Origin of the sequence: Bacteroides sp. AM41-16, assembly GCF_003603495.1 — a bacterium.
GTDB classification, from domain to species: Bacteria; Bacteroidota; Bacteroidia; order Bacteroidales; family Bacteroidaceae; genus Bacteroides; species Bacteroides uniformis.
In genome coordinates, this window is record NZ_QTNE01000014.1 from 90,240 (window position 1) to 114,642 (window position 24,403).

Sequence of the window (24,403 nt, forward strand, 5' to 3'; positions counted from 1 at the left end):
GACTATGAAATTTAAGAATATATTAATGGCATTGGGCTTAGGCTCCATGTTGATGACTTCTTGTACGTTGGATGAAGAAGTATATACATTTATTTCAGGTGAAGACTTGTCTGCTGATGGTGAGTATGAACTGTTGGTAAATGGCGCTTACCAACCGTTGGCCTGGATGTTTGAATGGGGTAGTTATGATTCTGCTACTAATTATGATAATGACTATCAGACAGGGCCGGGTTGGGCTTTTAAAGAAACCGGTACCGGTAACTTTTATAACAATGGTAGTATAAATAATGTGTTTGCATATTATTCAACCGCCATTCATCGTGCCAATTACCACTATTATCTGATTGACAAGATGACCAATGTACCTGAGAAAGCCAAGAATAATGCGTTGGGTGAACTTCGTTTTCTCAAGGCATGGTCGGAGTTTGAATTAGTACGTCGTTTTGGTGGTATTCCTTTGTTTAAAACTTCTATTGGTGAAGGTAACAGCAGTTACCAGCCCAGAGCTTCCGTCAAGGAAGTGTATGAGGACATTATAGCCAATTTAAAGGAGGCTGAAACGTTGCTGATGCCTCGTACAGACTCGGATTATAAGAAAGGGCATGTATTTCGTGCGTCAGCCAAGTCGCTGTTGGCTTTAGTCTATGCTACGATTGGTTCTGCTTCGATGGAGAGTGGCAAAGTCATGGTAAAGGGTGGTCCCGGCAAGGTTACGAATCCGGATGGAACAGAATCGGCATTGATGCCTCAGGAAATCTGGCATAACAAGATTCGTCTTCCGGGATATGAAGAGTTCAATTCTCAGGAGTATTACAAACTGGCCAAAGAGAAAGCAGCCGAAGTGATTGCAGAAGGAGAGTGTGTGTTGGCTTCTAGTCAGAAAGAATTATGGAAAATCGACAATAAGAACGGGCCGGAATTCCTGTTTACATTACAGACTTATCCCGAAGGGGATAATCTTGCCGGAAACTATATCAGCGAATCGTATTACGGCTATTGGAAAGAGGATAGAACTCTGGGTTCTGGTTATTATACTTATCGCGATCACTGGCTACAGATGTTCGATGATTGGAAAGATGAACGTATTACATGGGGCATTCTGCACCGTTACCCCGATTCTTATAACGAAGAACTGGGCATTTATACCTGGCGTTACTACCCGTTGCGTGACAGTGTATACGTGAACCGTGAAGAGGCTCCGTATGCCGACCAGGGTATTGGAGCTTATCAGAAGACCGACCAGCCTACGTATGGTGCTTATTACGGTTCTCGTTTTACTAAGTTTACGGCAGTGACGGGTGAAATTGACGGTAATCGTAAAGACTTTAACTGGCCTTTTATGCGTTACGCAGAAGTGCTGTTACTGTATGCGGAAGCTGATAATGAATTGAATGGACCTACCCAAGATGCATTCTCTAAGATTGAATTGTTGAATAAGCGTAACAATAGTACGCTGGTAAGCAAGCGTCATGAGAAGATTCCGTTTACGAAAGAAACTTTCCGTTCGTTTATCTTGGAAGAGCGTGCTAAAGAGTTTGCAGTTGAGGGGAATCGTCGTACCGATTTGATTCGTTGGGGTATTTATTTATCGGTAATGAATGCTATCGGTATGGATGAAAACGGTAATTTGAAGAGACGTGAGGAGAAGCATTGGCTGATGCCCCTTCCGCCCGATGAAATTAACGGTAACCCTTATATTGAGAAAAATAATCCCGGATGGTAATCCTATTTATTAACTATATGATGAAAAATACAATGAAAAAGATATTGAGTTTTAGGAAGATGTATCTCGTCGGTGCTCTTCTTATGGGAATTTCTTGGACATCTTGCTCTGACGATAACGGAGTTGCACTTCCTATTGAACTGACCAATGTGACCACCATTGCTGATATGAATACCACCATTGAGGAAGCTGCTTTGGGGGATTTTATAGCTGTTCATGGAACCGGTTTGGATGTTCATAATATCGATTCTATTTTGATTGATGACATTAAGCTGGATATGCAAGAGGTATATACAGAAGATGATATTCTGTTTATAAAGATACCGGTAAAGCTGGCAACCAAGAAAACCGATAAAATAAGTATTTATAATACGGCCGGTTGTTTTGAAATTCCTTTTAAAACGGTAGCGCCCAATTTAAAGCTTTCCCGCATGTTCAATGAATATACGGCACCGGGTGATACGATTATGATTTATGGAGATTTCTTCAACCTCTATGAAATAGATTCGCTCAATGCTGTTGTCGATTTCAATGGAAAGGTATCTCCGGTCATTAAATCGGCTAATAATTATCTGACTGCTAAAGTACCGGTTGATGTAGATAAGAACATAAAAATTAAAGTGAAAGGGGTGAAGTATAATGTTGAGGCGGTATGCCCCGGACGTTACTACGATTGTGATTTTATGATTATGGACTTTGACGAATATTTGCCCAGTTCTATGACAAATGTGGTGACTGATGAGAAAGATCCACAACGGTTGAGCGGTAACTTCTTGAGAATAGATGATAAATCTGAATATAGCTCTTGGTGGTATATTGCAGAAAGAGGCGATATACCTTATACTGATGATATGTTAGGACTTGAATCATGTAAGAATTATGTGGTGAAATGTGAATTCCGCACATCCAATCAATTCATCAAGGACAGAATAAGGTTCTGTAATTATCTTTATTGGGCTGCTCCCACATGCGATTGGGTTGCTACAGACTTTAATATACAGAACTTCAACCGTTGGGAGACAATTACGTTGCCGTTTAATGTATATTTGTCAGAGGATTATCCGGACTACCATCCAGGTTCGTACACAAGCTTCAATATGCGTTTGGAGATAGATCCTGAGATAGCCCGTAATTTTGCATTCGATAATATTCGTATTTGTAGAAAAGGCGATTGATTGATGTGGTAATTGATCATTACGGATAATGGCCGCTTTTGGGGATTCGCGAATTGTGTTCCGAAGTGAACCCTATTCAGTCGTATACTGATTATAGCCCCTCTCAGAGTGTGCCCTAGAGGGGCTTTTTAAAAATATCGTATGTTGGTAGGGATTATTTACAATAAATTGGATTTTGCAGGTGAGTATAATCTCACTTGATTTTACAAAAAACACAAAGAAATGAAAATTAAAAAATGTGCAGCACTTATGGCTGCAATGTTGATGGGGGCTTGGAGCTTGCAGTCTTGCGACAACGAGCCTACTAAAGAAGTGTGGCTGGATGAATTCGGTCAAGATTCCTGTTATGTTCAGGACTGGGGAATGCTTGAAGTCAACCGTTCCGTAGTACATACCCCGCTTACAGTGAATGGAGTTGTTTATGAACGTGGACTTGGTGCCCATTCCATCAGCCGCCTGCTGTACGATTTGGATGGAAAGGCCGTTTCTATCTCCGGTTTGGCAGGAGCTGATGACAAGAACTTGTTTGCAGGCAAACTTCAGTTCAAGATTCTCGGTGACAAGAAGGAACTCTGGAAGAGTGGAGTGATGCAGAAAGGAGACCCTGTAAAAGAGTTTAATGTAAACCTGAAAGGGGTGGACAAAGTGCTGCTATTGGTAGAAGAATGTGGTGACGGCATTATGTACGACCATGCCGACTGGCTCAATGTGAAGATAACGACTCGTGGCGATGTGAAACCTGTTCCTGCGTGGGCAAAACCGGTGGCAAAGGAGAAGTATATCCTTACGCCTCCTGCTCCCGAAAGTCCGGTCATCAACAATCCGCTGGTCTATGGCGCACGTCCGGGTAATCCGTTCCTATGGTCCGTGATGGCTACCGGCAACCGCCCCATGAAGTTTGAGGCCGAAGGGCTTCCGGCTGGTGTGAAATTGGATGCTGTTACCGGTCGCATTACGGGTAAAGCCACAGTAGAGGGAGAGTATAAGGTAACGCTCAAAGCCACCAATGACAAAGGTACGGCCCAGAAAGAGGTAACTATTAAAATAGGGGATGCCATAGCCTTGACTCCTTCTATGGGATGGAACAGTTGGAACTGTTGGGGGCTTTCTGTGAACGACGAGAAAGTGCGTGACGCAGCCCGCATGATGAACGAAAAACTGCATGCCTACGGATGGGAATACGTGAATATAGATGATGGTTGGGAAGCTGCGGCGCGTACCAAGCAGGGCGAGATACTTTCAAACGATAAATTCCCCGATTTCAAGGCATTGACAGACTATATTCATGGATTGGGCTTGAAGTTCGGTATTTATTCCTCACCGGGACATATCACTTGTGGCGGACATGTGGGCAGCTACCAGCACGAAGAAATTGATGCCAAGACATGGGAACGCTGGGGAGTGGATTATTTGAAATATGATTATTGCGGATATTTGGAGATAGAAAAAGATTCGGAGGAGAAGACTATTCAGGAACCCTATATCGTGATGCGCAAGGCATTGGATAAGGTGAACCGTGACATTGTTTACTGTGTGGGTTATGGCGCTCCCAATGTGTGGAACTGGGCACCGGAAGCAGGAGGAAACCAATGGCGCACTACTCGCGACATCACGGACGAATGGAATGTTGTGACAGCTATAGGTACTTTCCAGGATGTTTGTGCGGATGCTACGGCTCCGGGCAGAAACAATGACCCCGACATGCTGGTTGTTGGCAAGCTTGGTCAAGGCTGGGGAAGCAAAGTGCACGATTCATATCTTACGGCAGACGAACAGTACTCTCATATTTCTTTGTGGTGCCTTCTTTCTTCTCCTTTACTCATAGGTTGCGACATGGCAAATATGGACGATTTTACGCTGAATCTGCTGACCAACAACGAAGTGATAGCAGTCAGCCAAGACCCCATGGTGGCTCCCGCCAAGAAGATGATGGTAGAGAACGGCCAAGTATGGAGTAAAAAACTGTACGACGGTTCTTATGCGGTGGGCTTCTTCCATGTAGACCCTTATTTCATTCTTTGGGATCAGGAGGATGCTGAAGCTATGCAGATGAGAGAGTATGCTTTTGATTTTGATTTGAAACAGCTTGGCATTGAAGGAAAAGCAATGGTTCGTGACTTGTGGCGACAGAAAGACTTGGGAGAGGTGAACGGCATCTTCCGGACGGAAGTTCCCTATCACGGTGTCACCTTCGTGAAGATTACTCCTGCAAAATAGCAAACTATAAAATAGAGAGACGAATGAAAAAGTTAATTTTATCTTTGGTTTTTTTATCGGCTTTCACACTTCGGGGCTCTGCACAGTTGCAGGGCCTGGAAGTAGTGAAGGTACCGGAAGCACAGCAGCCTTATTCGGGCGAATATATTTATATCCCCGATGTGGAAGGATATAAAACTCTGAAGTGTGATTTTCATACCCACACCATCTTCTCCGATGGAGATATAAAACCTGAAAATCGGGTGTGGGAAGCTGCTATTCGCGGGCTGGATGTGATAGCCATTACCGACCATATAGAATATCGCCCCAATAAAGACTATATCAAGGCCGACCATAACGAATCTTACAAAAGGGCAAAGACTGTAGAGAAAGCTTCCAATCTGATAGTAATTCAGGGAGCCGAGATAACCCGTTCCAAGCCGATAGGGCACATCAATGCTCTCTTCTTGACGGATGCCAATGCGCTGGACGTGGAAGATCCTCTGAGAGCTGTTGACAACGCTTTGGAGCAAGGGGCCTTCATTATGTGGAATCATCCGGGGTGGCCTAACGACACAAGCACTTTATATAATGTCCATAAAGATTTGATTAAGCAAAAAAAGATACATGGAATAGAGGTGGTGAACGGCTTTGAGTACTATCCGAAAGCTTTTAATTACTGTAAGGAATACGGCCTGACATATATGGGAAATACCGATATACATGGCGTTTATAAGCAAACGTATCGTACGGACAAACAAAGTGGACCGATGACGATTGTATTTGCCAAAGAACGTTCTCAGGAAGGAGTGAAAGAAGCTCTCCTTGCCGGGCGTTCGGTAGTGAAGTTCGGGGATATACTGATAGGCTCTGAGAAGAACCTGCTATCTCTGGTCAAGGCGTGCCTCTCTTATGAAGTGAAGGAGGTGAAAGGCAATCAGGCTCTGGTGAAAGTGACGAACAAGTCGACATTGAACTTTGAAATTCTACTGGACAACAAGGCTGGTACTATCCTTGGCAATGCTACAGTAGAGATTAAGGTAAGGCTGGATGATAAAGTAAAGTTTACTACTACACACATCACGGATGATAGCCGGTTGGTGATTGATATAGCATCATTGCGATAGTGGTTTTATAAGACCGATAATCTGATATTTAAGGAACCATTGATTTTGTGTTTTATAATAACTGAAGTTTCTCAAATTTTTCAGATTGTTGATGAACTGTTGTATCTTAATGCTCTCTCTCGGAGGAAGAGCGTTGAGATTGTTTTGAAAGCGCAAAGGTAACTTGCGAAACTTGAAATATTTAATTATTCCTTGAAAAACAATTGTATTATGAAAAACAGATTTTTATGTTTATTATTTGTAGTTTGCACTGTCATTTCTGCCCGTGCAAACAGTACCGATTCTTTGGCTTTGACTCCTCCTATGGGGTGGAATAGTTGGAATTGCTTCAGTTGTAACATTAATGAAAAACAGATTCGTGAGATTGCAGACTTGATGGTGTCTACCGGCATGAAGGATGCAGGATATGAGTATCTCAATATAGATGATTGTTGGCAGGTAGGCCGGGATAATGAAGGAAACATTCTGGTTGATGAAAAGAATTTTCCTTCCGGCATCAAGGCTTTGGCAGATTACATACACTCCAAAGGACTTAAATTCGGTATTTATTCATGTGCGGGAACGCTGACTTGTGCCGGACGACCGGGAAGCCGTGGCTATCAGTTTCAGGATGCACGCACTTATGCGGAATGGGGAGTGGATTATTTGAAGTATGACTGGTGTTTTGATGAAGGCCAGAATCCTCAAGCTGCCTACAAAACAATGAGTGATGCCCTGAAGGCTTCCGGGCGTCCTATCGTATTCTCTATTTGCGAGTGGGGAAACAGCCAGCCTTGGACATGGGCAAAAGGCATCGGACATCTTTGGAGGACTACCGGTGACATTATCAATGCTTTTAAAGGTATTAATTATTGGGGAGGATGCGGTGTCGTAGAAATCATTGACAAGAATGCCGACTTGCACAAATACGCCGGACCGGGACATTGGAACGACCCGGACATGCTTCAGGTGGGTAATGGTGTGCTGACGATGGAAGAGAATCGCTCTCATTTCACGATGTGGTGTATGCTTGCTGCCCCTTTGCTCGCGGGTAATGATATTCGTAAAATGGACAAGGAGACACTTGGAATTTTGACAAATAAAGAAGTGATTGCAGTAAATCAGGACAAGCTTGGCAAACAAGGTGGACGATACATGAAAGTGGGTGAGCATGAAATTTGGGTGAAGCAGTTGTCCAATGGTGAAGCCGCAGTATGTTTCTTTAACCGCGATGAACAACCCTGGAATGTGGAAACCGTTTTGCAGAAAGAAAACCTCTCTTTTGCAGATGTCCGCTTCTGGGAGAAAGAATACAAAGTACGCGACTTATGGAAACATAAGGACATCGGAAGTACCAAGGATAAGATGCAGTTTGATATTCCTGCACACGGTGTCGTGTTGCTGAAGTTGACTCCTAAACAGTAATGATAGATTTAGAAACCATTAATAAAAAAATATGAAGAACATGCATTATGCATCTGTGAAGTGGATTTGCTTTCTGCTTTTCGTGGTAGTAGGAAAGGTGGCGATGGCCGAAGGTATCACTTCGCCTGATGGAAATCTCCGTCTTGAGTTTACCGTAAATGCTTTGGGAGAGCCGGTCTATCAGTTGTTTTACAAAGAGAAAGCCGTGGTTAATCCATCGAAACTGGGCTTGGAATTGGTGGGTGACCCGGGCTTGATGAATGGTTTTACACTTGTGGAAGCCGGGGCTTCAACTTTCGATGAAACATGGAAACCTGTGTGGGGAGAAGTGTCGCAGATACGGAATCATTACAATGAGCTGGCTGTGACGTTGGACCAGAAGGAGCAGAACCGCCATATCGTTATCCGTTTCCGTCTTTACGATGACGGTTTGGGATTCCGTTATGAGTTTCCTTTACAAAGAACTCTGCACTATTTTACGGTAAAAGAGGAGTATACCCAGTTTGCCATGACCGGAGACCATACCGCTTTCTGGATTCCCGGTGACTATGACACGCAGGAGTATGACTATACAGAGTCCCGTTTGTCCGAAATTCGCGGTTTAATGGATAAGGCGGTGACGGTGAATGCTTCCCAGTTCGTTTTCTCGCCCACGGGTGTGCAAACCTCCTTGCAGATGAGGACGGACGATGGTCTATACATCAACTTGCATGAAGCGGCTTTGGTGGACTATTCTTGTATGCATCTCAATCTGGATGAAAAGAACTTGGTTTTTGAATCGTGGTTGACCCCGGATGTTTTGGGAAACAAGGCATATATGCAAGCTCCCGGGAAGACTCCGTGGCGTACCATCATGGTGAGCGATGACGCCCGTGATATGCTTGCCTCCAAACTTACCTTGAACCTGAACGAACCTTGTGCCTATGAAGATGTTTCGTGGATTAAACCGGTGAAGTATGTAGGCGTATGGTGGGAGATGATTACCGGTCAGAAGTCGTGGAGTTATACAGATGAACTGATTGCCATGCGTTTTGGAGAAAACGACTATACGAAAATCAAGCCGAACGGTCGGCATGGAGCCACTAATGAAAGAGTGAAACGCTATATAGATTTTGCCGCCGAACATGGTTTCGACCAAGTATTGGTAGAAGGCTGGAATGAAGGATGGGAAAGCTGGGGTGGAAGTTCGCGCGATTTTGTGTTCGACTTTGTGACTGCCTATCCCGACTTTGACGTAAAGATGCTGAATGCCTATGCACACAGTAAAGGGGTCAGGCTGATGATGCATCATGAGTCTTCTGCTTCGGTACGCAATTATGAACGTCATCTGGACAAAGCCTATCAGTTTATGGCGGATAATGGCTATAACTCTGTAAAGAGTGGTTATGTGGGCGATATAATTCCTCGCGGAGAACATCACTATGGACAATGGATGAACAATCATTACCTCTATGCCATACAAAAAGCTGCCGAATATAAGATTTGTGTGAATGCGCACGAGGCAGTACGTCCTACAGGTTTGTGCCGCACCTATCCCAACTTGATTGGCAATGAATCAGCCCGTGGCACGGAATTCGAGCCTTATGACGGCAACAAGCCTTCCCACACTACTGTGCTCCCCTTCACTCGCTTGATAGGTGGTCCGATGGATTATACCCCGGGCATCTTTGACATTTATCTGAATTTTATGAATCATGACAATCACGGGCAGATTCATTCCACGCTGGCAAAGCAACTGGCATTATACGTCACCCTCTACAGCCCACTGCAGATGGCTGCCGATTTGCCGGAGAATTATGAACCCCATTTGGATGCTTTCCAGTTCATCAAGGACGTAGCAGTAGACTGGGACGACAGTAAGTACCTTGAAGCGGAGCCGGGAGACTATATTACCGTGGCCCGTAAAGCCAAGGGTACGGAGAATTGGTTTGTGGGAGGCATCACCGATGAGCATGCACGCACTTCAGCTTTTGTTCTCGACTTCCTGGAGCCGGGCAAGCAGTACATAGCCACGCTTTATGCCGATGCCAAAGATGCTGATTTTGAAAAAAATGCTACCGCTTATCAGATTAAGAAGGGCATCGTGACGAGCAAGAACAAGATGAATGTGAAGCTGGCACGTAGCGGTGGATTTGCCTTGAGCCTGATAGAAGCTACACCGGAAAATATGGAAGGAGTGAAGAAATGGAAATAAGTTGATTGTTAGATACCATTTTTTATCATTGCTAAAACAAGAATGCCTCTGAAAACACTGAAACAGAAGATACTGTTAGTCCTCTTGCTATTTTGGCGCGAAAGGTGAATCATAAAGGAACGCTTTTTGTCGAGTTGCCATCCTCTGTTTGATGTGACGGGCACTTTCAATAATCCGGGACCGCTGGGCGGGTATCTTGTTGTGGGACTGGTTGTTGCTGTTTTATTGTATGCTTTCTCTTTTGAAAAGGAATACATGTTCTATCAGGCGGATTATTTCAGAAATCATCCTCAATTCGCTTTTCTGGATGTAGCTGACAACGTGACTTATCCCTATAATGAACTGTTGCATATTGCAGTGGAAACCGGAATGTGCGGGCTTGTATTGTTCCTGCTGGTGGTGTCACCGTTTGTCTTTTCTGATGAAAGGACATTGAAAGCCGCATTGGCTGCTTGGCTGATATTCGCCATGTTTTCATATCCGGTCAATGTGGTACCACTTATGATGGACTTTGCATTGTTCATAGAATTGCGTCGTGGCAAAACAGTGTCTGTTCTGGATATAAACAGAATTTTTTGTGGAATTGCTGTTGTTCCTCTTATGGGGTTATTGGCGGTGTGTGGCCATGTAATGTTGTTTTTAATGTGAAAAAAGAGTTGTACTTCGTTGGGTTCTACTTTAAACATGCGATTTTTATTCCACTCCATGCATCATCTTCTGTAATTTCTTTGAAAGCAGGAAGAGGATAAGCGATGCCGTGGCAGACATGACGACGAACACCATGAAGAAATCGTACATTGTCTCGATGCGATAACCCAGCAGCGTCTTTACCTTTCCGGCTTCGGGGTAGAGCCCGCTCAGCGTGCCTGCAAACTTATTGGCAGTGGCGGTGGAGAGGTACCATATCCCCATCATCAGCGAGGCGAAGCGGATGGGCGTGAGCTTGTTCACCATGGAGAGTCCGATGGGCGAGAGGCAGATTTCGCCCATGGTATGGATGAAGTAGAGCCCCGTCAGCCAAATGAGACTCACCTTGATGCCCGGCTGAACATCTTTCACCCCAAAGCAGATGACGAGATAGCCCAGTGAAAGCAGTAGCAGGCCGATGGCTTGCTTGGTGGGCGAGGCGGGCTCCATGCCCCGTTTGCCCAGGGCGCCCCATACGCCCGGCATGATGGCGGCAAGTATCACCACAAAGAAGGGGTTGAAGGACTGAATCCAGGAGGCGGGCATTTCCCACCCCAGGATGACGCGGTCGGTCTGCTCGGAGGCGAAAAGCGTGAGCGAGGCGCCTGCCTGCTCGTAGGCCGCCCAGAAGAAAATGACGAAGAAGGCGATGATGTAGATGACGAAGATGCGGTCGCGCTCCGTCTTGGTGAGTGAGCCTTCCAGCAGGATGCTGACGGGAAACACGATGCAGGCGGTGAAGATGCCGATGCTTATCCAATCGCTCCCGAAACACCAGTAGAAGAAACCGGCAAGCGCGATGGCAAGCAGGGCGAGCAGCAGGTAGTTGCGCATGGGCCGTCCGTTGGCGTGGGCACTCTTCCGGGCGGTGTTGTCTGCCTGGGGCCGCTCCTTGCGGGCGTCGGGGATAATGCCGAGGGGCTTGCCATCGGGGCCGATGAGGTACTTGTTTTTCTGGGTTTCGAAGAGGACGACCGTCAGCACGGTGACGATGGCGGCAATGAGGAAGCCCCATCGGAAGTCGTGAGGGTTGCCCGTCTCGCCAAAATAGCCGCAGACCAGCGGGGCGAGGAAGGAACCCACGTTGACACCCATATAGAAGATGGTGTAGGCGGAATCCAGCCGTTTGTCGCCCGGCTCGTAGAGCTGCCCCACCAGGGAGGAGACGGTGGGCTTGAAGCAGCCGTTGCCCAATATAAGGAAAGTCAGTCCGCCGTACATCAGCCAATGCGAAAGCTCACGCGCCTCCAGCATCGAGGCGCTGGCAAACATCAGGAACTGGCCGACTGCCATCATCATGGCCCCCCAGAAGACGGAACGGCGGATGCCCCAGTATTTGTCGGCGATGTAGCCGCCGATTAAGGGTGTCAGGTACACCAGTCCGGTGTAGCTGCCGTAGATGGAGGCGGCGTGCTCCTTGTCGAAAAGGAGTGCCTGGGTGAGGAACAGAATGAAGATGGCACGCATGCCGTAGTAGCTGAAACGCTCTGCCGTGCTGGTGGCGAAGATAAGGTAAAGACCTTTCGGGTGTCGGGATGTACTCATTGAATATGCTTTTATTGTTTTGGCTTTTATTAGATGTCGAGGGTACAAAATTAGTCATTATTTTGCGTAAGTTAATGGGTATAATTAGAAACTTGCCGACAAGCCTGCGGGAACTTGCCGACAAGCTTGTGCAAACTTATCCGTAAGCCTACGCAAACTTAAAACAGAATTTCTGTTTCTGTAAATAAAGCTTTTGTTTATAGAAATAGAGCTTTTGTTTCTAAGAATAAAGGCTTTGTTCTAAGAATCCTTTGCATTGAAGACAACTTTTCCTTACGGAGCAGATATTTTTTCCCGGGGGGCAAAGCAACTTGATAAAAAACGTCTTCTCTTTGTACAGTTGAAATCAAAGCCCTATCTTTGCTCTACGATTTTAAGATAATCCTATTATGAAGATATTTCCTACTACAAGCATCAAGCAACTGGATGCAGATACCATAGAGAATGAACCGATTGCCTCCATCGACTTGATGGAACGTGCCTCACGCGCATTGGCCCGTGCCATTGCCGAGCGTTGGGAGCCGGACACGCCGCTCACCGTTTTTGCCGGACCGGGGAACAACGGTGGCGATGCGCTTGCCCTGGCGCGACTGCTGGCCGGGAAGGGCTACCGGCTCGAGGTGTATCTCTTCAATACGAAAGGGACGCTTTCGCCGGACTGCGAGACGAACAAGGAGCGGCTGGCCGACGTGCCGGGTGTGGACTTCCACGAAGTGACCACCCAGTTTGTACCTCCCGTGCTGACGGCAGACCATGTGGTGATAGACGGTCTCTTCGGCAGCGGTTTGAACAAGGCTCTGAGCGGCGGTTTTGCAGCCGTAGTGAAGTACATCAACGCTTCGCCCGCCACGGTGGTGTCCATCGATATCCCATCGGGACTGATGGGTGAGGACAATACCTACAACGTACATACGAATATCGTCCGTGCCCATCTGACGCTGAGCCTGCAATTGCCGAAACTGGCATTTCTCTTTGCCGAGAACGAGCCGTATGTGGGCGAATGGCAGTTACTGGACATCGGACTCAGCGAGGATGTCATCCATGACATGGAAACGGACTTCTGCCTGCTGGAGCATGAAGATGTGTCTGCCCTGCTGAAGCCGCGCAGCCGGTTTGCCCATAAGGGGAACTTCGGCCGTGCACTGCTGATAGCCGGTTCGCAGGGAATGGCGGGAGCTTCGGTGCTGGCTGCGCGTGCTTGTCTGCGTTCGGGGGTGGGGCTGCTGACGGTGCATGTGCCGTTCTGCAACAACTTCATTGTGCAGACTTCCGTGCCCGAAGCCATGACGGAGCTGGACATCAGCGACACCTGCTTTGCCGCCGCTACTGATACGGACGATTACCAGGCCGTGGCGATAGGTCCGGGACTGGGAAAGGCGGCAGAGACCGAGGCGGCTCTGCTGGAGCAGATAGAGATATGCCAGACTCCGATGGTGGTGGATGCTGATGCCCTGAACTTGCTGGGCGAGAAGCGTAACTATATAGGGCGTCTGCCCAAAGGGAGTATTCTGACTCCGCACCCCAAGGAACTGGAGCGTCTTGTAGGCAAATGCCAGAATTCGTACGAACGCCTGATGAAGGCTCGCGAGCTGGCGAAGAGCGCCGGAGTGCATATCATCTTGAAAGGCGCTTATTCTGCCATTGTCACTCCTGCCGGGAAATGTTTTTTCAACCCTACCGGCAATCCGGGTATGGCAACGGGAGGCAGCGGTGATGTGCTGACGGGAGTGGTGCTTGCCTTGCTTGCCCAAGGCTATGAGCCGGAGAAGGCTGCCTGCCTGGCCACGTATGTGCACGGACTGGCGGGAGATGTTGCCTGCAAGAAGCAGGGGGCAGTGGGGATGACGGTGGGGGATATAGTTGCCTGCCTGCCGCTAGCGTGGAAGATGCTGGAAGAATAAGGAGAGAAGTGTAATTTGGATGGCTTGTCATGTCAACAGAAATAAGATATTTTGAAAACAGAAAAGATTGGCGGAAGTGGCTGGCTGACAATTTTGATACTGCCGATGGAGTCTGGTTTGTGTTTCCTACTAAATCTTCAAGCGAGAAAAGTATTGTATATAATGACGCTGTTGAAGAGGCCCTTTGTTTCGGGTGGATTGACAGCACGATAAAGTCACTTGACAAAGAACATAAAATTCAGCGTTTCACGCCCAGGAATCCTAAAAGTACCTATTCGCAAGCCAACAAAGAAAGGTTGAAATGGTTGCTGGAGCATAAAATGATACATCTTGAATTTGAGGATAAAATACGAACTGTCTTGTCGGTTCCTTTTGTTTTTCCAAATGATATAATCGACAGATTGAAAGAGGATGAAAGAATATGGAAGAATTATCAGAGTTTCTCTGACCCCTATAAACGTATCCGAATCGCATACATTGAAGCGGCGAGGAAACGACCGGAAGAATTTGAAAGGCGATTAAATAACTTTATCTGTAAAACGAAAGAGAACAAAATAATAATAGGGTTTGGCGGGATTGAAAAATACTATTAACGCTAATTCTTTTCCGCTTATTTCTCTCTTGTCGTAATGTGGAAGCATCCTTGCTTCAACTCGTACTTGATGTAGCATTTATCGGCTTTCCGCAGGTCACGGAGCACTTCCGAAAGAACCAGTTTTAAGGTATCTGCGCTGACATCCTGCAAAGGACGTCCATCCTCGTCTTCTATTTTCTGAAAGCGCTTCCAACTGACATCGAATGTCGTTCCGTAAAAATGTGCCGAGTTTGGAGAAGCATTGCCGTTACGGCGGCGCAGGCGTTTTACGTCGTCTTGGGTGCGGAGTACGGAAGTCACAATTATCTTGTTTGGATTCAGCCCCTTGGCGGTCAGTGAATCAAGGAAGTTGTGTCCGATGGTGTCCAGCAGGCTGGCGGCGCCCGGAATGAGATAAGGGATGGAATGCGTCAGTGAATCCACGGCATAGAGCTCGTTTGTCGTGATAGGTTGCAGTTGCTCTCTCATCTTTTCTGCTTCCTCGCGGGATGAAAGTACACGTATGCCGATGGCTTGGGCTACATTGAGATGTTTCTCATTCAAGTCTCCGAACGAGCGCTTGTAGCTGACAACACCCCGAATGTTGCGCGGTTCGTTCAACTTGAGCGACATGTCCTTCTTCTTACAGCCGGCAAAGGTGAATGTTGCGGCAGCTGCGACAATTATCAGTATAGGTAGGATTCTGGAAGAATATCTCATCTTATAAATGTACTATGTCTGTGAAAAATCTGCGTTAATCTGTGTAATCTGTGGTGAAAACCTTGCAAAGATAATTCAAACCTTCTTAAGTTTGCACTATCTTTGCACACAAAAAAGACCGTGCAACGATATTTTATATACCTGGCTTATGATGGCACCGCTTATCACGGCTGGCAAATCCAGCCGAATGGAGCGAGTGTGCAGGAGTGTTTGATGAAGGCGCTGAGTACCTTGCTGCGTCGCGAGGTGGAAGTCGTGGGAGCGGGGCGTACCGATGCCGGGGTGCATGCCTCACTGATGGTAGCTCACTTTGACAGTGATTCTCCTCTGGACACTGTTTTTATGACGGATAAGCTGAATCGTCTGCTTCCTCCCGATATTTCCGTATACCGCTTGCGGGCCGTGAAGCCCGATGCACATGCCCGCTTTGATGCTACGGCGCGGATGTATAAGTATTACGTCACTACTGCCAAGATGCCTTTCAATCGTCAATACCGTTGCCGTCTGTTCCAAACACCGGACTTTGAACGGATGAATGAGGCTGCCCAAACCTTGTTTGACTATACGGACTTTACCAGCTTCAGCAAACTTCATACGGATGTCAAAACCAATAATTGCAAGATTATGCATGCCGCCTGGACCCGGGTAGACGATGTGACCTGGGTGTTCACCATCCAGGCCGACCGGTTCCTGCGGAACATGGTACGCGCCATTGTCGGTACTTTGCTCGAAGTGGGTCGCGGAAAACTTTCTGTTGAGGGTTTCCGACGCGTCATCGAACAGAAGGACCGTTGTCAGGCAGGAACCTCCGTTCCCGGAAATGCATTGTTTCTAGTGGATGTAGCCTATCCGGAAACTACTTTTTTAGAATAAAAGAGGGATGCACTACAAAAACGTACCCCCCTCCTTTTAATTTTTAATTCTTAATTTTTAATTAACTCTATGTGGTTATTGCTTGCTTTCCTCTCTGCTGCCTTATTGGGATTTTACGATGTCTTCAAGAAGAAGTCGCTTCGTGACAATGCCGTACTGCCGGTACTTTTCCTGAACACGCTGTTCTCGAGCCTGATATTTCTTCCTTTCATTCTGGTATCTGCCTTTGCGCCGTCGGTGTTGGGAGGTACGATGTTTGATGTTCCCGTGGTGGGGTGGGAGGTGCATAAGTTTATTGTTGTCAAGTCGTTTATCGTGCTCTCTTCCTGGATATTCGGTTATTTCGGGATGAAGCATCTGCCGCTGACCATCGTGGGACCGATTAATGCGACGCGCCCCGTGATGGTGCTTGTAGGTGCCATGCTTGTGTTTGGCGAACGCTTGAACCTTTATCAATGGATTGGCGTGATGCTTGCCATAGTATCCTTTTTCATGCTGAGCCGTTCGGGCAAGAAGGAGGGAATCGACTTCAAGCATAACAAATGGATTCTTTTCATCGTGCTGGCTGCCGTTGCTGGAGCTGTCAGTGGGCTGTATGACAAATATCTGATGAAGCAGCTCAATCCGATGCTGGTGCAGTCGTGGTATAATGTCTACCAAGTCTTTATCATGTGCCCCATTATCTTGCTGTTGTGGTACCCCAAGCGAAAAGAAAGTACCCCGTTTCGTTGGGACTGGACCATTATCTGTATCTCCATTTTCCTTTGTGCGGCAGACTTTGTCTATTTTTATGCCCTGAGCTATGAGGACTCCATGATTTCCATCGTTTCGATGGTGCGTCGTGGAAGCGTTGTTGTTTCCTTCCTTTTCGGTGCGCTTTTCTTCCGTGAAAAGAATTTAAAAAGCAAGGCTGTCGACCTCATTTTGGTGTTGATTGGAATGTTCTTCCTATATTTGGGGAGTAAATAGACAAGAGATATATGGCAGAAGACCTATATATAAATGCTGGTAGCAAGACAGAGAAATATCGCGCTTTGCTTCCTCAACTGAAAAATCTGCTGGCAGGTGAAGATGACTTGATAGCCAATCTGGCGAATGTTTCGGCGGCGCTGAAAGAGACTTTCCATTTCTTTTGGGTAGGCTTCTATTTGGTGAAGGGTGAAGAATTGGTGTTAGGACCTTTCCAGGGACCGATAGCTTGTACGCGCATCAGGAAAGGCCGTGGTGTTTGCGGCACGGCATGGGATAAAGACGAGACGTTGGTTGTGCCCGATGTGGATGCATTTCCCGGACATATAGCCTGCAGCTCGCTGTCGCGTTCGGAGATCGTGGTTCCGCTGAAGCGTGAGGACGGTGAAGTGTGGGGAGTATTGGATATTGACAGTGACGATTTGGGCGGTTTTGATGAAACAGATGCCCGTTTCCTTGAAGAAATGATTAAAATGTTATGATAAGAAAACTGAGTGCTTTTTTGATTTTGGCTTTCATCGGATGGGGGTATTTGCAGGCCCAGGAAGCCAAGACGTGTTTTAAGAATATGCCGGATTCTATATGTCCGTTGCTTAGCGCCGTGAACCGTGCGGATTTTATAGACTTTCTGGAAAGTAAGATGAAAGCTGAGGTGACCAACAGCTTTGGTGGTAAATCGGAAATGACGGAGCTTTCTCCAGACTATATACATGTGAAGATGACGCCCCAGAGTTCATGGCAGATGAAGCTCTTGCCTATTAACGACAGTACGAAGGTGATTTGTGTGGTTGCTACGGTTTGTGCTCCGGCTTGCGACAGCCATGTCAAGTTCTATACGACAGACTGGAAGGAGCTGGTTGCTTCGTCCTACCTGCCGGCATTGCCCGTTCTGGATGATTTTATCGCTGAGGCCTCGGATACAGTGGATGTCTATGAGTATCAGGATGCCCGTCGCCAGGCCGACATGCTGCTGATGAAAGCGGACCTTTCTGCGAAGGACGCCACGTTGGCATTCACTTTTACCACGACCGATTACATGGGTAAAGAAGCGGCGGAGAAACTGAAACCGTTTGTCCGCCGTCCTATTGTTTATACTTGGAATCAAGGGAAGTTCGAGAAATCCTCTACTTCACTTTGATTCTGTCGAATCCCTCTCCATAGACTCCGATGACTGCACTTTGTGATACAAAGGCATTGGGGTCTATGTCTTTTATGAGCCGGAAAATGATGGTGGACTCCCGCTTCTTGGCCAGCACGAACAGCATTTTTATCTCTTTTCCCGTATAGAAGCCCGAGGCGTTGATGACTGTTGCACCTCTGTGGGGATATACCTGGATGTGCTTGGCTATCTCCTCATATTTATCGCTGATAATAAAGAATTGTACGGACTGGCGGGCACTGTTCACCACTTGGTCGAGCACGAAGCTGCATATGTATAGAGTAACGTAGCCATACACCACCTTTTCCCAATCTTTTAGAACAAAGTAACTGGACGAGATGATGATAAGGTCACATATCAACATGACTCTGCCCAGCGTGATGTCACGGTATTTGTTGATTACGGCGGCAATGATGTCCGTGCCGCCAGTACTGCCGTTGTTGGAAAAGGCGATGCCGATGCCGCTACCGCAGAAGGAGGCACCGATGACACAAGCCATGAAAGGCTGGTCGTGCAGGAGGATAACACCCTCGGTCAGTTTCTGGATAATGGAAAGGAAAAAGGTCAGGGTGAATACGGCAAAGATTGTCTTTACGCTGAACTTCCATCCCAACACACGTAGGGCAAGCAATAGAAGCAGAAAATTGATGGCGAAGTACGTATATTGGACGGGAAATCCAGTGGCAAAATATACGATGGATGCAATGCCCGGTACGCCACCGGTAGTAATATCGTTGGGAAGCAGGAAGACTGTCCAGCCGATACCATATAAGACCATACCCAGGGCAATCATCAGATAATCCCGCAGTTCGCGCATGGTGTTCTGTCGGGAGGGAACATTTACTATTGTTTTCATTATAATTTTATGTGGTTGTGAAAATGCGGGGACAAAGATACAAAAGATATCATTTGTTTGTTTGAGTATAAGATTGATATTTATATTTTGATGTTACTATGAGTTTTAACATACAATAGCTTGCTTTGATAAAATAATTATCTATATTCGCTTTTATAATTAACGGTGATTATTGACTTAGATGACTATGAAACCACTTTACCAAGATCTGCCATTCCCAATAGACAGTCATATACATTATTATATAGAAGACTTGCCGCACTTCATTGTACCTTGGCATTATCATCCGGCCATAGAGATAATGTATATAACTAGAGGTATAGGAACCCGTTTTGTTGGGGATTGCATAGAACAGTATGAGGAGGGGGATGTATGTATGATTGGCCCTAATCTCCCTCATGAATGGCGTAATGATGATGCTTATTTTGATAAGGAGTCTGGTTTGCGTGCTACGTGTATCTGTCTGTTCTTTAAACGTGAGATATTTGATCCGAATTTTATCAGATTACCAGAAATGAATAATATTCGTGATTTGATAGAGAGATCACGGCGTGGACTGAAGTTTACCGGAAAATCGAAATTAGAGATAACCCGGTTTATAAGGAGTTCGGTGAATGATGTAGGGGTTCGGAAGGTAACGAATCTTTTAACACTTCTTGAGCTGATGGCCACATCGACTGAGTATGAGTTACTGGCCTCAGTGGGATTTACGAATTCTGTAAATTCAGAAGATTTTGAGAGATTTAATAAGGTATACAAGTTTCTCGTCAAGAACTTTGCGACTTCCATTAGGTTGGAAGAAGTTTCGACTTTGGTTGGATTGACCCCGACAGCTTTTTGCCGTTATTTCAAGGAGAGGACCAAGAAAACCTTTGTAGAATATCTGAACGAAATGCGTATCGGTTATTCGAAAAAACTATTACTGGAAAACAAAATGAAGATTTCTACTATCAGTGGGGAAGTCGGATTCCCTAACTTATCTAATTTTATATCCCAATTTAAAAAAGTGACAGGAATGTCCCCGTCGCAGTTCCAAAAGCAGTTTGGAGTAAAGGCTAAACAAGCCATTTGATTCTACTATTTTATCATTGAATATTTGGTGGTTAGAGCCTTGGTTTTCTACTTTTTTTGCAAGGTTTTATCCATTTGCTGCGAATAATGGTAAAATACCATAATTATCGGAAAATATAGAGGAAAGAGCGAGTTCCATATCAGCGTACTTTTGCAATATAAGATTTTAAAAGTATGATGCTGATGAATGATAAGAGAACAAATGAGTCGCCTTTGCTCTTTATAAAGGATTCTTTGATCGGTGAAAATGTGAAGAGGAGTTTGAAGACTTTGGCTGATTTACGAGGTGTTTTTCATAATTGTGAGGCTTATGAACAGATGTCTCCTGATACTTTATTGTATGAGGTGACTTGTCATCTGCCGGTTGAAGAAGGAACGCCAGGGGGACTCTATTTCGGAATCACGAGAATTTATCCAGGTAAGGTTGGTGATGAGTATTTCATGACCAAAGGACATTTTCATGCCAATATGAATCGTGGGGAGTACTATTGGGGAGTGGAAGGTGAAGGCAGATTGATTATGATGGATCAGAACCGAAGGGTTTGGAGTGAGCGGATGTTTCCGGGTAGTCTTCATTATATACCTGGAGGGGTGGCCCATCGTGTGGCAAATATAGGATATTCTGTTCTGTCATTCGCTGCTTGTTGGCCTTCGGACGCAGGACATGATTATCAAGTGATTTTGGAGAACGGGTTTTCTGCATCTTTACAGTGTGTGAATGGCAATCCCCAATTGATAGAAATATGAATATGAAGTATATCATAGCTGTAGATTTGGGAGGAACCATTACAAAAGTCGGTCTCTTACGCAATGGAGAACTGGTAGACTATGTAAAAATGCCTTCTCGTCAAGATTTGGATATGACAGCAAGTTTGCCGGAGATTGAAAATGCAATTGATTTCCTGCTAAATTCAAATGGTGTGAAGCGCCTCTTTGGAGTGGGTATAGCTTTTCCAGGGCTAGTAAATAATAAAAAAAGCATTATTATATCTACGAATGAAAAATATGATGATGGAGTGGAGCTTGATTTGGATAGATGGGCGGATGAACATTGGGGAGCCCCCTTTTACATTGATAATGACGCACGGCTTGCAGCAATTGGAGAATGGCAATATGGGAGCGGCAGAGGATATGATAGCGTTGTTATGATGACTATTGGTACGGGCATAGGATCGGGAGTCATTATGAATGGTGAGGTAATGTATGGAAAGCACTTTCAAGCAGGTTCGTTGGGTGGCCATTTTGTAGTAGATTACAAAGGAAGGTTATGCTCTTGTGGAAACAAGGGGTGTGTGGAGGCTTTGTCCTCTTCATTCTTCCTTCATAAAATTATAAAGGATCATGCTTGCCTGTCTCCTTCGTTTAAAATGTCATCTCAGAATTATGATTTTAAAGAAATCTTCCAATTGGCGGAACAAGGAAATAGAGACGCGTTATTGGTACGAAATGAATGCATTGAAATATGGGGAGCTGCTGTTATAAATTTTATTCATGCTTATGATCCTGAAGTGGTGATACTTGGAGGGGGAATCATGAATAGCCATAAAGTGATAGTGCCTTATATCGAGGAACGGGTGTCAAAGTTTGCCTGGACTCCGAGTGCAAAAGTATCTGTGGTAGTTTCTAGCTTGGGAGATTATGCAGCTTTGTATGGTTTGGAATATTGTTTAAGAAAAAAGATAAAAGATGAAGTATTCTGCTAATTACGATAAATATCCTTTTGTGCAGGTGTCCTATAATTCGGATGACTGTATTTCCGGTTGGTTTGCCATTACCGATAGTATCAGTGAACGTTTGAAGGTACTGGAGAAGCCGTTGAAAGTGGTTGCGATTGAGTGCTATCAAGGAGTGTTTGAGAATGATATACGTAATGCTTTTGCCGGTAGGTTCAATAATGCTTTATTTGTTCATACGGATAGTGCGATGTTGCCGGAAGAGAAAATCAATGATTTTTTCTATCCTGATATTACCGATGATGAATTATTCGGCTATCTGACCCGGTATACAATGGAATGTTTTTTTGATTTCGATAAAGTTACTGGTATCCGGCAACAGATAGAAGATTTGCAGTCTGGTATTGTAATAGTCTATGGGGTTGGTGCGGCCTATCTTTGTGAACATCCTGATTTGTTGATTTATGCCGATATGGCAAGATGGGAGATACAGTCCAGATTCCGTAAAAATGAAATATCAAATATAGGTGTCAACAATAAAGAAGAACGAACCTCCTTGCAGTATAAAAGAGCTTTTTTCGTAGATTGGAGAATATGCGATAGGCACAAAAAGATGCTGATGGCAAAGGTGGATTATGTTTTGGATACGAACCGGCGCAATCATCCTAAGATGATTACAGGCAAAGCGATGTTTGAGGGATTGGAGAAAGCGGTAAATGGTCCGTTTCGTGTAGTTCCCTTTTTTGATCCGGGGCCTTGGGGAGGACAGTGGATGAAAGATGTTTGCGATTTAGAACGGACGATGCCTAATTATGCTTGGTGTTTTGACTGTGTACCTGAAGAAAACAGTCTGTTGTTGGCCTTTGGGGATGAGAAAGTGGAAATACCGTCAATTGATTTGATTTTTGCTTATCCCCGACAGTTATTGGGTGATGCTGTGTATGGCAGGTTTGGTGATGAGTTTCCAATACGGTTTGACTTTCTTGATACGATAGAAGGCGGCAATCTAAGCTTACAAGTTCATCCTTTGACTGAATATATACAACAGAAATTTGGGATGCATTATACGCAGGATGAGAGCTACTATATTTTGGATGCTAAGGAGGGGGCAACTGTATATTTGGGTTTGAAGGATAATATTAAACCGGAGGAGATGCTTGATGAATTGGAAAAATCGCAAAGGACTGGTGAATTTGAAGTGGAGAAGTATGTAGGTATTTATCCGGCAAAGAAGCATGATCATTTTTTAATTCCGGCTGGTACGGTACATTGTTCGGGAAGGAATAGCATGGTACTTGAGATTAGTGCAACCCCATACATCTTTACATTTAAGTTGTGGGATTGGGGACGGATGGGACTGGATGGCAGACCGCGTCCGATTAATATAGCTCATGGGGCTAATGTGATACAATGGAATAGAACGGAGTCTTGGGTGAAAGAAGAACTGATAAACAAGGTCTCTGTTATTGGTGAAGGAGATTCTTGGCGTGAAGAAAAGACGGGACTTCATGAATGGGAATTTATAGAAACAAGAAGACATTGGTTCACGGACAAAGTTTTGCATAAGAATGAGTCGGGTGTTAATGTTCTGAATCTGATTGAGGGACGTTCGGTGATAGTGGAAAGTCCTATAGGACAATTTTCTCCGTTTGTTGTCCATTATGCGGAAACTTTTATTATTCCTGCTGCCATAAAGGAATATACAATAAAACCTTATGGGGAGTCTGAAGGAATGGAATGTGGAACAATTAAAGCTTTTGTAAGACATCATGCATAAAGATAATTTTGATAAGGGGATTGATATAGGGATAACAGAAAATCCGTTAGGTTTTATTTATGGTAAGGACGTTTTTGGCCCGACAGTAGAAAACCGGTGGTTGGATGATATCCGGTCTAGTTTGTTGGATCCGAAATGTGAAGGACCGGATATTGTCTATTCTATAGCTATGGATGTGGGTAAGACTGTTCATAAAGCGCTTTTGCAAAAACAGCATTTGCTTTTTGGAGTAGTGGCTTATGCCAAAGGAAGTTTGGGAATGGAACCCATTCGCAGTCAGGGACATATTCATAAGGTCTCACCTTTTAGTCAATGGTCCACTCCAGAGGTTTATGAGATATGGAATGGAGAGGCGGTCATTTACATGCAAGAGTCGGCTACAGATGAACCGGGGAGGTGTTATGCTGTTTATGCACAGCCTGGCGATGTGGTGGTGGTCCCTCCATATTGGGTACATGCTACCATTAGTACGAATGCAGATGAATCTCTTGTGTTTGGTGCATGGTGTGACCGTGAATATGGTTTTGAATATGCTGAGATTCGTCGTCATAAAGGTATTGCATGGTATCCTGTTTTTGAGGGTGATGGATTGAAGTGGATCAGAAATACAAACTATCATTTTTCGGAACTGGTAAGAAAGGCTCCAAGAGAGTATCATGATTTAGGTATTGGGAAAGGTAAATCCATTTATAAAATTTTTGAAGATGCTCCGGATACTTTCTTATATGTTCCGAATCCGTCAGTGAAAAAGGAAGTTTGGATAAGTTTTGAACCCTAAA

The 24,403-nt window shown here is 45.3% G+C and carries 21 protein-coding genes; 18 read left to right on the forward strand and 3 right to left on the reverse strand.

What is annotated here, in order from left to right; all coding sequences use genetic code 11:
- The first annotated feature begins 4 nt into the window (after positions 1-4).
- The 7 genes from DW896_RS13240 to DW896_RS13270 all read left to right on the forward strand — a co-directional run bounded on the left by DW896_RS13240 (position 5) and on the right by DW896_RS13270 (position 10,467).
- Entirely contained in the window at positions 5-1,723 is a 1,719-nt protein-coding gene (locus tag DW896_RS13240; RefSeq protein WP_009037091.1) for a RagB/SusD family nutrient uptake outer membrane protein, read from the forward strand.
- A gap of 32 nt (positions 1,724-1,755) precedes the next feature.
- On the forward strand, positions 1,756-2,898 hold the full coding sequence (locus tag DW896_RS13245; RefSeq protein WP_034523353.1) for a glycan-binding surface protein: 1,143 nt from the start codon (positions 1,756-1,758) through the stop codon (positions 2,896-2,898).
- Between the two features lie 249 nt (positions 2,899-3,147).
- On the forward strand, positions 3,148-5,115 hold the full coding sequence (locus tag DW896_RS13250) for an NPCBM/NEW2 domain-containing protein (RefSeq protein WP_178678530.1): 1,968 nt from the start codon (positions 3,148-3,150) through the stop codon (positions 5,113-5,115).
- 23 nt (positions 5,116-5,138) lie between these two features.
- Positions 5,139-6,221, forward strand: coding sequence for a CehA/McbA family metallohydrolase (locus DW896_RS13255; RefSeq protein ID WP_009037089.1), 1,083 nt, complete (start codon positions 5,139-5,141; stop codon positions 6,219-6,221).
- 210 nt (positions 6,222-6,431) lie between these two features.
- The gene (locus tag DW896_RS13260; protein ID WP_005835417.1) at positions 6,432-7,625 is read left to right on the forward strand and encodes a glycoside hydrolase family 27 protein; all 1,194 of its coding nucleotides are present in this window, start codon (positions 6,432-6,434) and stop codon (positions 7,623-7,625) included.
- 31 nt (positions 7,626-7,656) lie between these two features.
- Positions 7,657-9,819, forward strand: coding sequence for a glycoside hydrolase family 97 protein (locus tag DW896_RS13265; protein ID WP_009037087.1), 2,163 nt, complete (start codon positions 7,657-7,659; stop codon positions 9,817-9,819).
- 126 nt (positions 9,820-9,945) lie between these two features.
- Complete coding sequence (locus DW896_RS13270; RefSeq protein ID WP_009037086.1) at positions 9,946-10,467, forward strand: hypothetical protein; 522 nt, start codon at positions 9,946-9,948, stop codon at positions 10,465-10,467.
- 45 nt (positions 10,468-10,512) lie between these two features.
- On the opposite strand, the gene DW896_RS13275 is transcribed toward DW896_RS13270, so the two are convergent.
- Positions 10,513-12,051, reverse strand: coding sequence for a peptide MFS transporter (locus DW896_RS13275; protein ID WP_005835421.1), 1,539 nt, complete (start codon positions 12,049-12,051; stop codon positions 10,513-10,515).
- Positions 12,052-12,440: 389 nt separating this feature from the next.
- On the opposite strand from DW896_RS13275, the gene DW896_RS13280 reads away from it, so the two are divergent.
- Together DW896_RS13280 and DW896_RS13285 are read left to right on the forward strand one after the other, a co-directional pair.
- Positions 12,441-13,952, forward strand: a complete 1,512-nt coding sequence (locus DW896_RS13280; protein ID WP_005823666.1) for an NAD(P)H-hydrate dehydratase — start codon at positions 12,441-12,443, stop codon at positions 13,950-13,952.
- A 29-nt stretch (positions 13,953-13,981) separates the two neighbouring features.
- The gene (locus tag DW896_RS13285) at positions 13,982-14,545 is read left to right on the forward strand and encodes a YdeI family protein (RefSeq protein ID WP_005823665.1); all 564 of its coding nucleotides are present in this window, start codon (positions 13,982-13,984) and stop codon (positions 14,543-14,545) included.
- 17 nt (positions 14,546-14,562) lie between these two features.
- Here the strand turns inward: DW896_RS13285 and DW896_RS13290 are convergent, their stop codons facing one another.
- A complete protein-coding gene (locus DW896_RS13290; protein ID WP_005823664.1) occupies positions 14,563-15,246 on the reverse strand; it encodes a DUF5715 family protein in 684 nt (227 codons plus the stop codon).
- A 120-nt stretch (positions 15,247-15,366) separates the two neighbouring features.
- On the opposite strand from DW896_RS13290, the gene truA reads away from it, so the two are divergent.
- From truA to DW896_RS13310, 4 genes are all read left to right on the forward strand, one after another.
- Positions 15,367-16,119: a tRNA pseudouridine(38-40) synthase TruA gene (gene truA / locus DW896_RS13295; RefSeq protein WP_034523355.1), complete on the forward strand. Its 753-nt coding sequence runs from the start codon at positions 15,367-15,369 to the stop codon at positions 16,117-16,119.
- A 69-nt stretch (positions 16,120-16,188) separates the two neighbouring features.
- Positions 16,189-17,088, forward strand: coding sequence for a DMT family transporter (locus DW896_RS13300; RefSeq protein ID WP_005823661.1), 900 nt, complete (start codon positions 16,189-16,191; stop codon positions 17,086-17,088).
- A gap of 11 nt (positions 17,089-17,099) precedes the next feature.
- On the forward strand, positions 17,100-17,570 hold the full coding sequence (locus DW896_RS13305; protein ID WP_005835425.1) for a GAF domain-containing protein: 471 nt from the start codon (positions 17,100-17,102) through the stop codon (positions 17,568-17,570).
- Positions 17,567-18,226, forward strand: coding sequence for a DUF3256 family protein (locus DW896_RS13310; protein WP_005835426.1), 660 nt, complete (start codon positions 17,567-17,569; stop codon positions 18,224-18,226). Before DW896_RS13305 ends, DW896_RS13310 begins: the two co-directional genes overlap by 4 nt.
- Here the strand turns inward: DW896_RS13310 and DW896_RS13315 are convergent.
- Positions 18,213-19,103: a YitT family protein gene (locus tag DW896_RS13315; RefSeq protein WP_119993344.1), complete on the reverse strand. Its 891-nt coding sequence runs from the start codon at positions 19,101-19,103 to the stop codon at positions 18,213-18,215. The two genes, DW896_RS13310 and DW896_RS13315, sit on opposite strands and share 14 nt — an antisense overlap.
- 187 nt (positions 19,104-19,290) lie before the next feature.
- On the opposite strand from DW896_RS13315, the gene DW896_RS13320 reads away from it, so the two are divergent.
- The 5 genes from DW896_RS13320 (at position 19,291) to DW896_RS13340 (ending at position 24,402) form a co-directional block, all read left to right on the forward strand.
- Positions 19,291-20,175 carry an AraC family transcriptional regulator gene (locus tag DW896_RS13320; RefSeq protein WP_009037084.1) on the forward strand — a complete coding sequence of 295 codons (885 nt, stop codon included), beginning with the start codon at positions 19,291-19,293 and terminating at the stop codon, positions 20,173-20,175.
- Positions 20,176-20,357: 182 nt separating this feature from the next.
- A complete protein-coding gene (locus tag DW896_RS13325) occupies positions 20,358-20,921 on the forward strand; it encodes a glucose-6-phosphate isomerase family protein (protein WP_009037083.1) in 564 nt (187 codons plus the stop codon).
- Positions 20,918-21,877, forward strand: coding sequence for an ROK family protein (locus tag DW896_RS13330; protein ID WP_005823650.1), 960 nt, complete (start codon positions 20,918-20,920; stop codon positions 21,875-21,877). Before DW896_RS13325 ends, DW896_RS13330 begins: the two co-directional genes overlap by 4 nt.
- Complete coding sequence (locus DW896_RS13335; RefSeq protein ID WP_016272607.1) at positions 21,861-23,624, forward strand: class I mannose-6-phosphate isomerase; 1,764 nt, start codon at positions 21,861-21,863, stop codon at positions 23,622-23,624. Before DW896_RS13330 ends, DW896_RS13335 begins: the two co-directional genes overlap by 17 nt.
- On the forward strand, positions 23,617-24,402 hold the full coding sequence (locus tag DW896_RS13340; RefSeq protein ID WP_005823648.1) for a glucose-6-phosphate isomerase family protein: 786 nt from the start codon (positions 23,617-23,619) through the stop codon (positions 24,400-24,402). Before DW896_RS13335 ends, DW896_RS13340 begins: the two co-directional genes overlap by 8 nt.
- Position 24,403 lies beyond the last annotated feature (1 nt).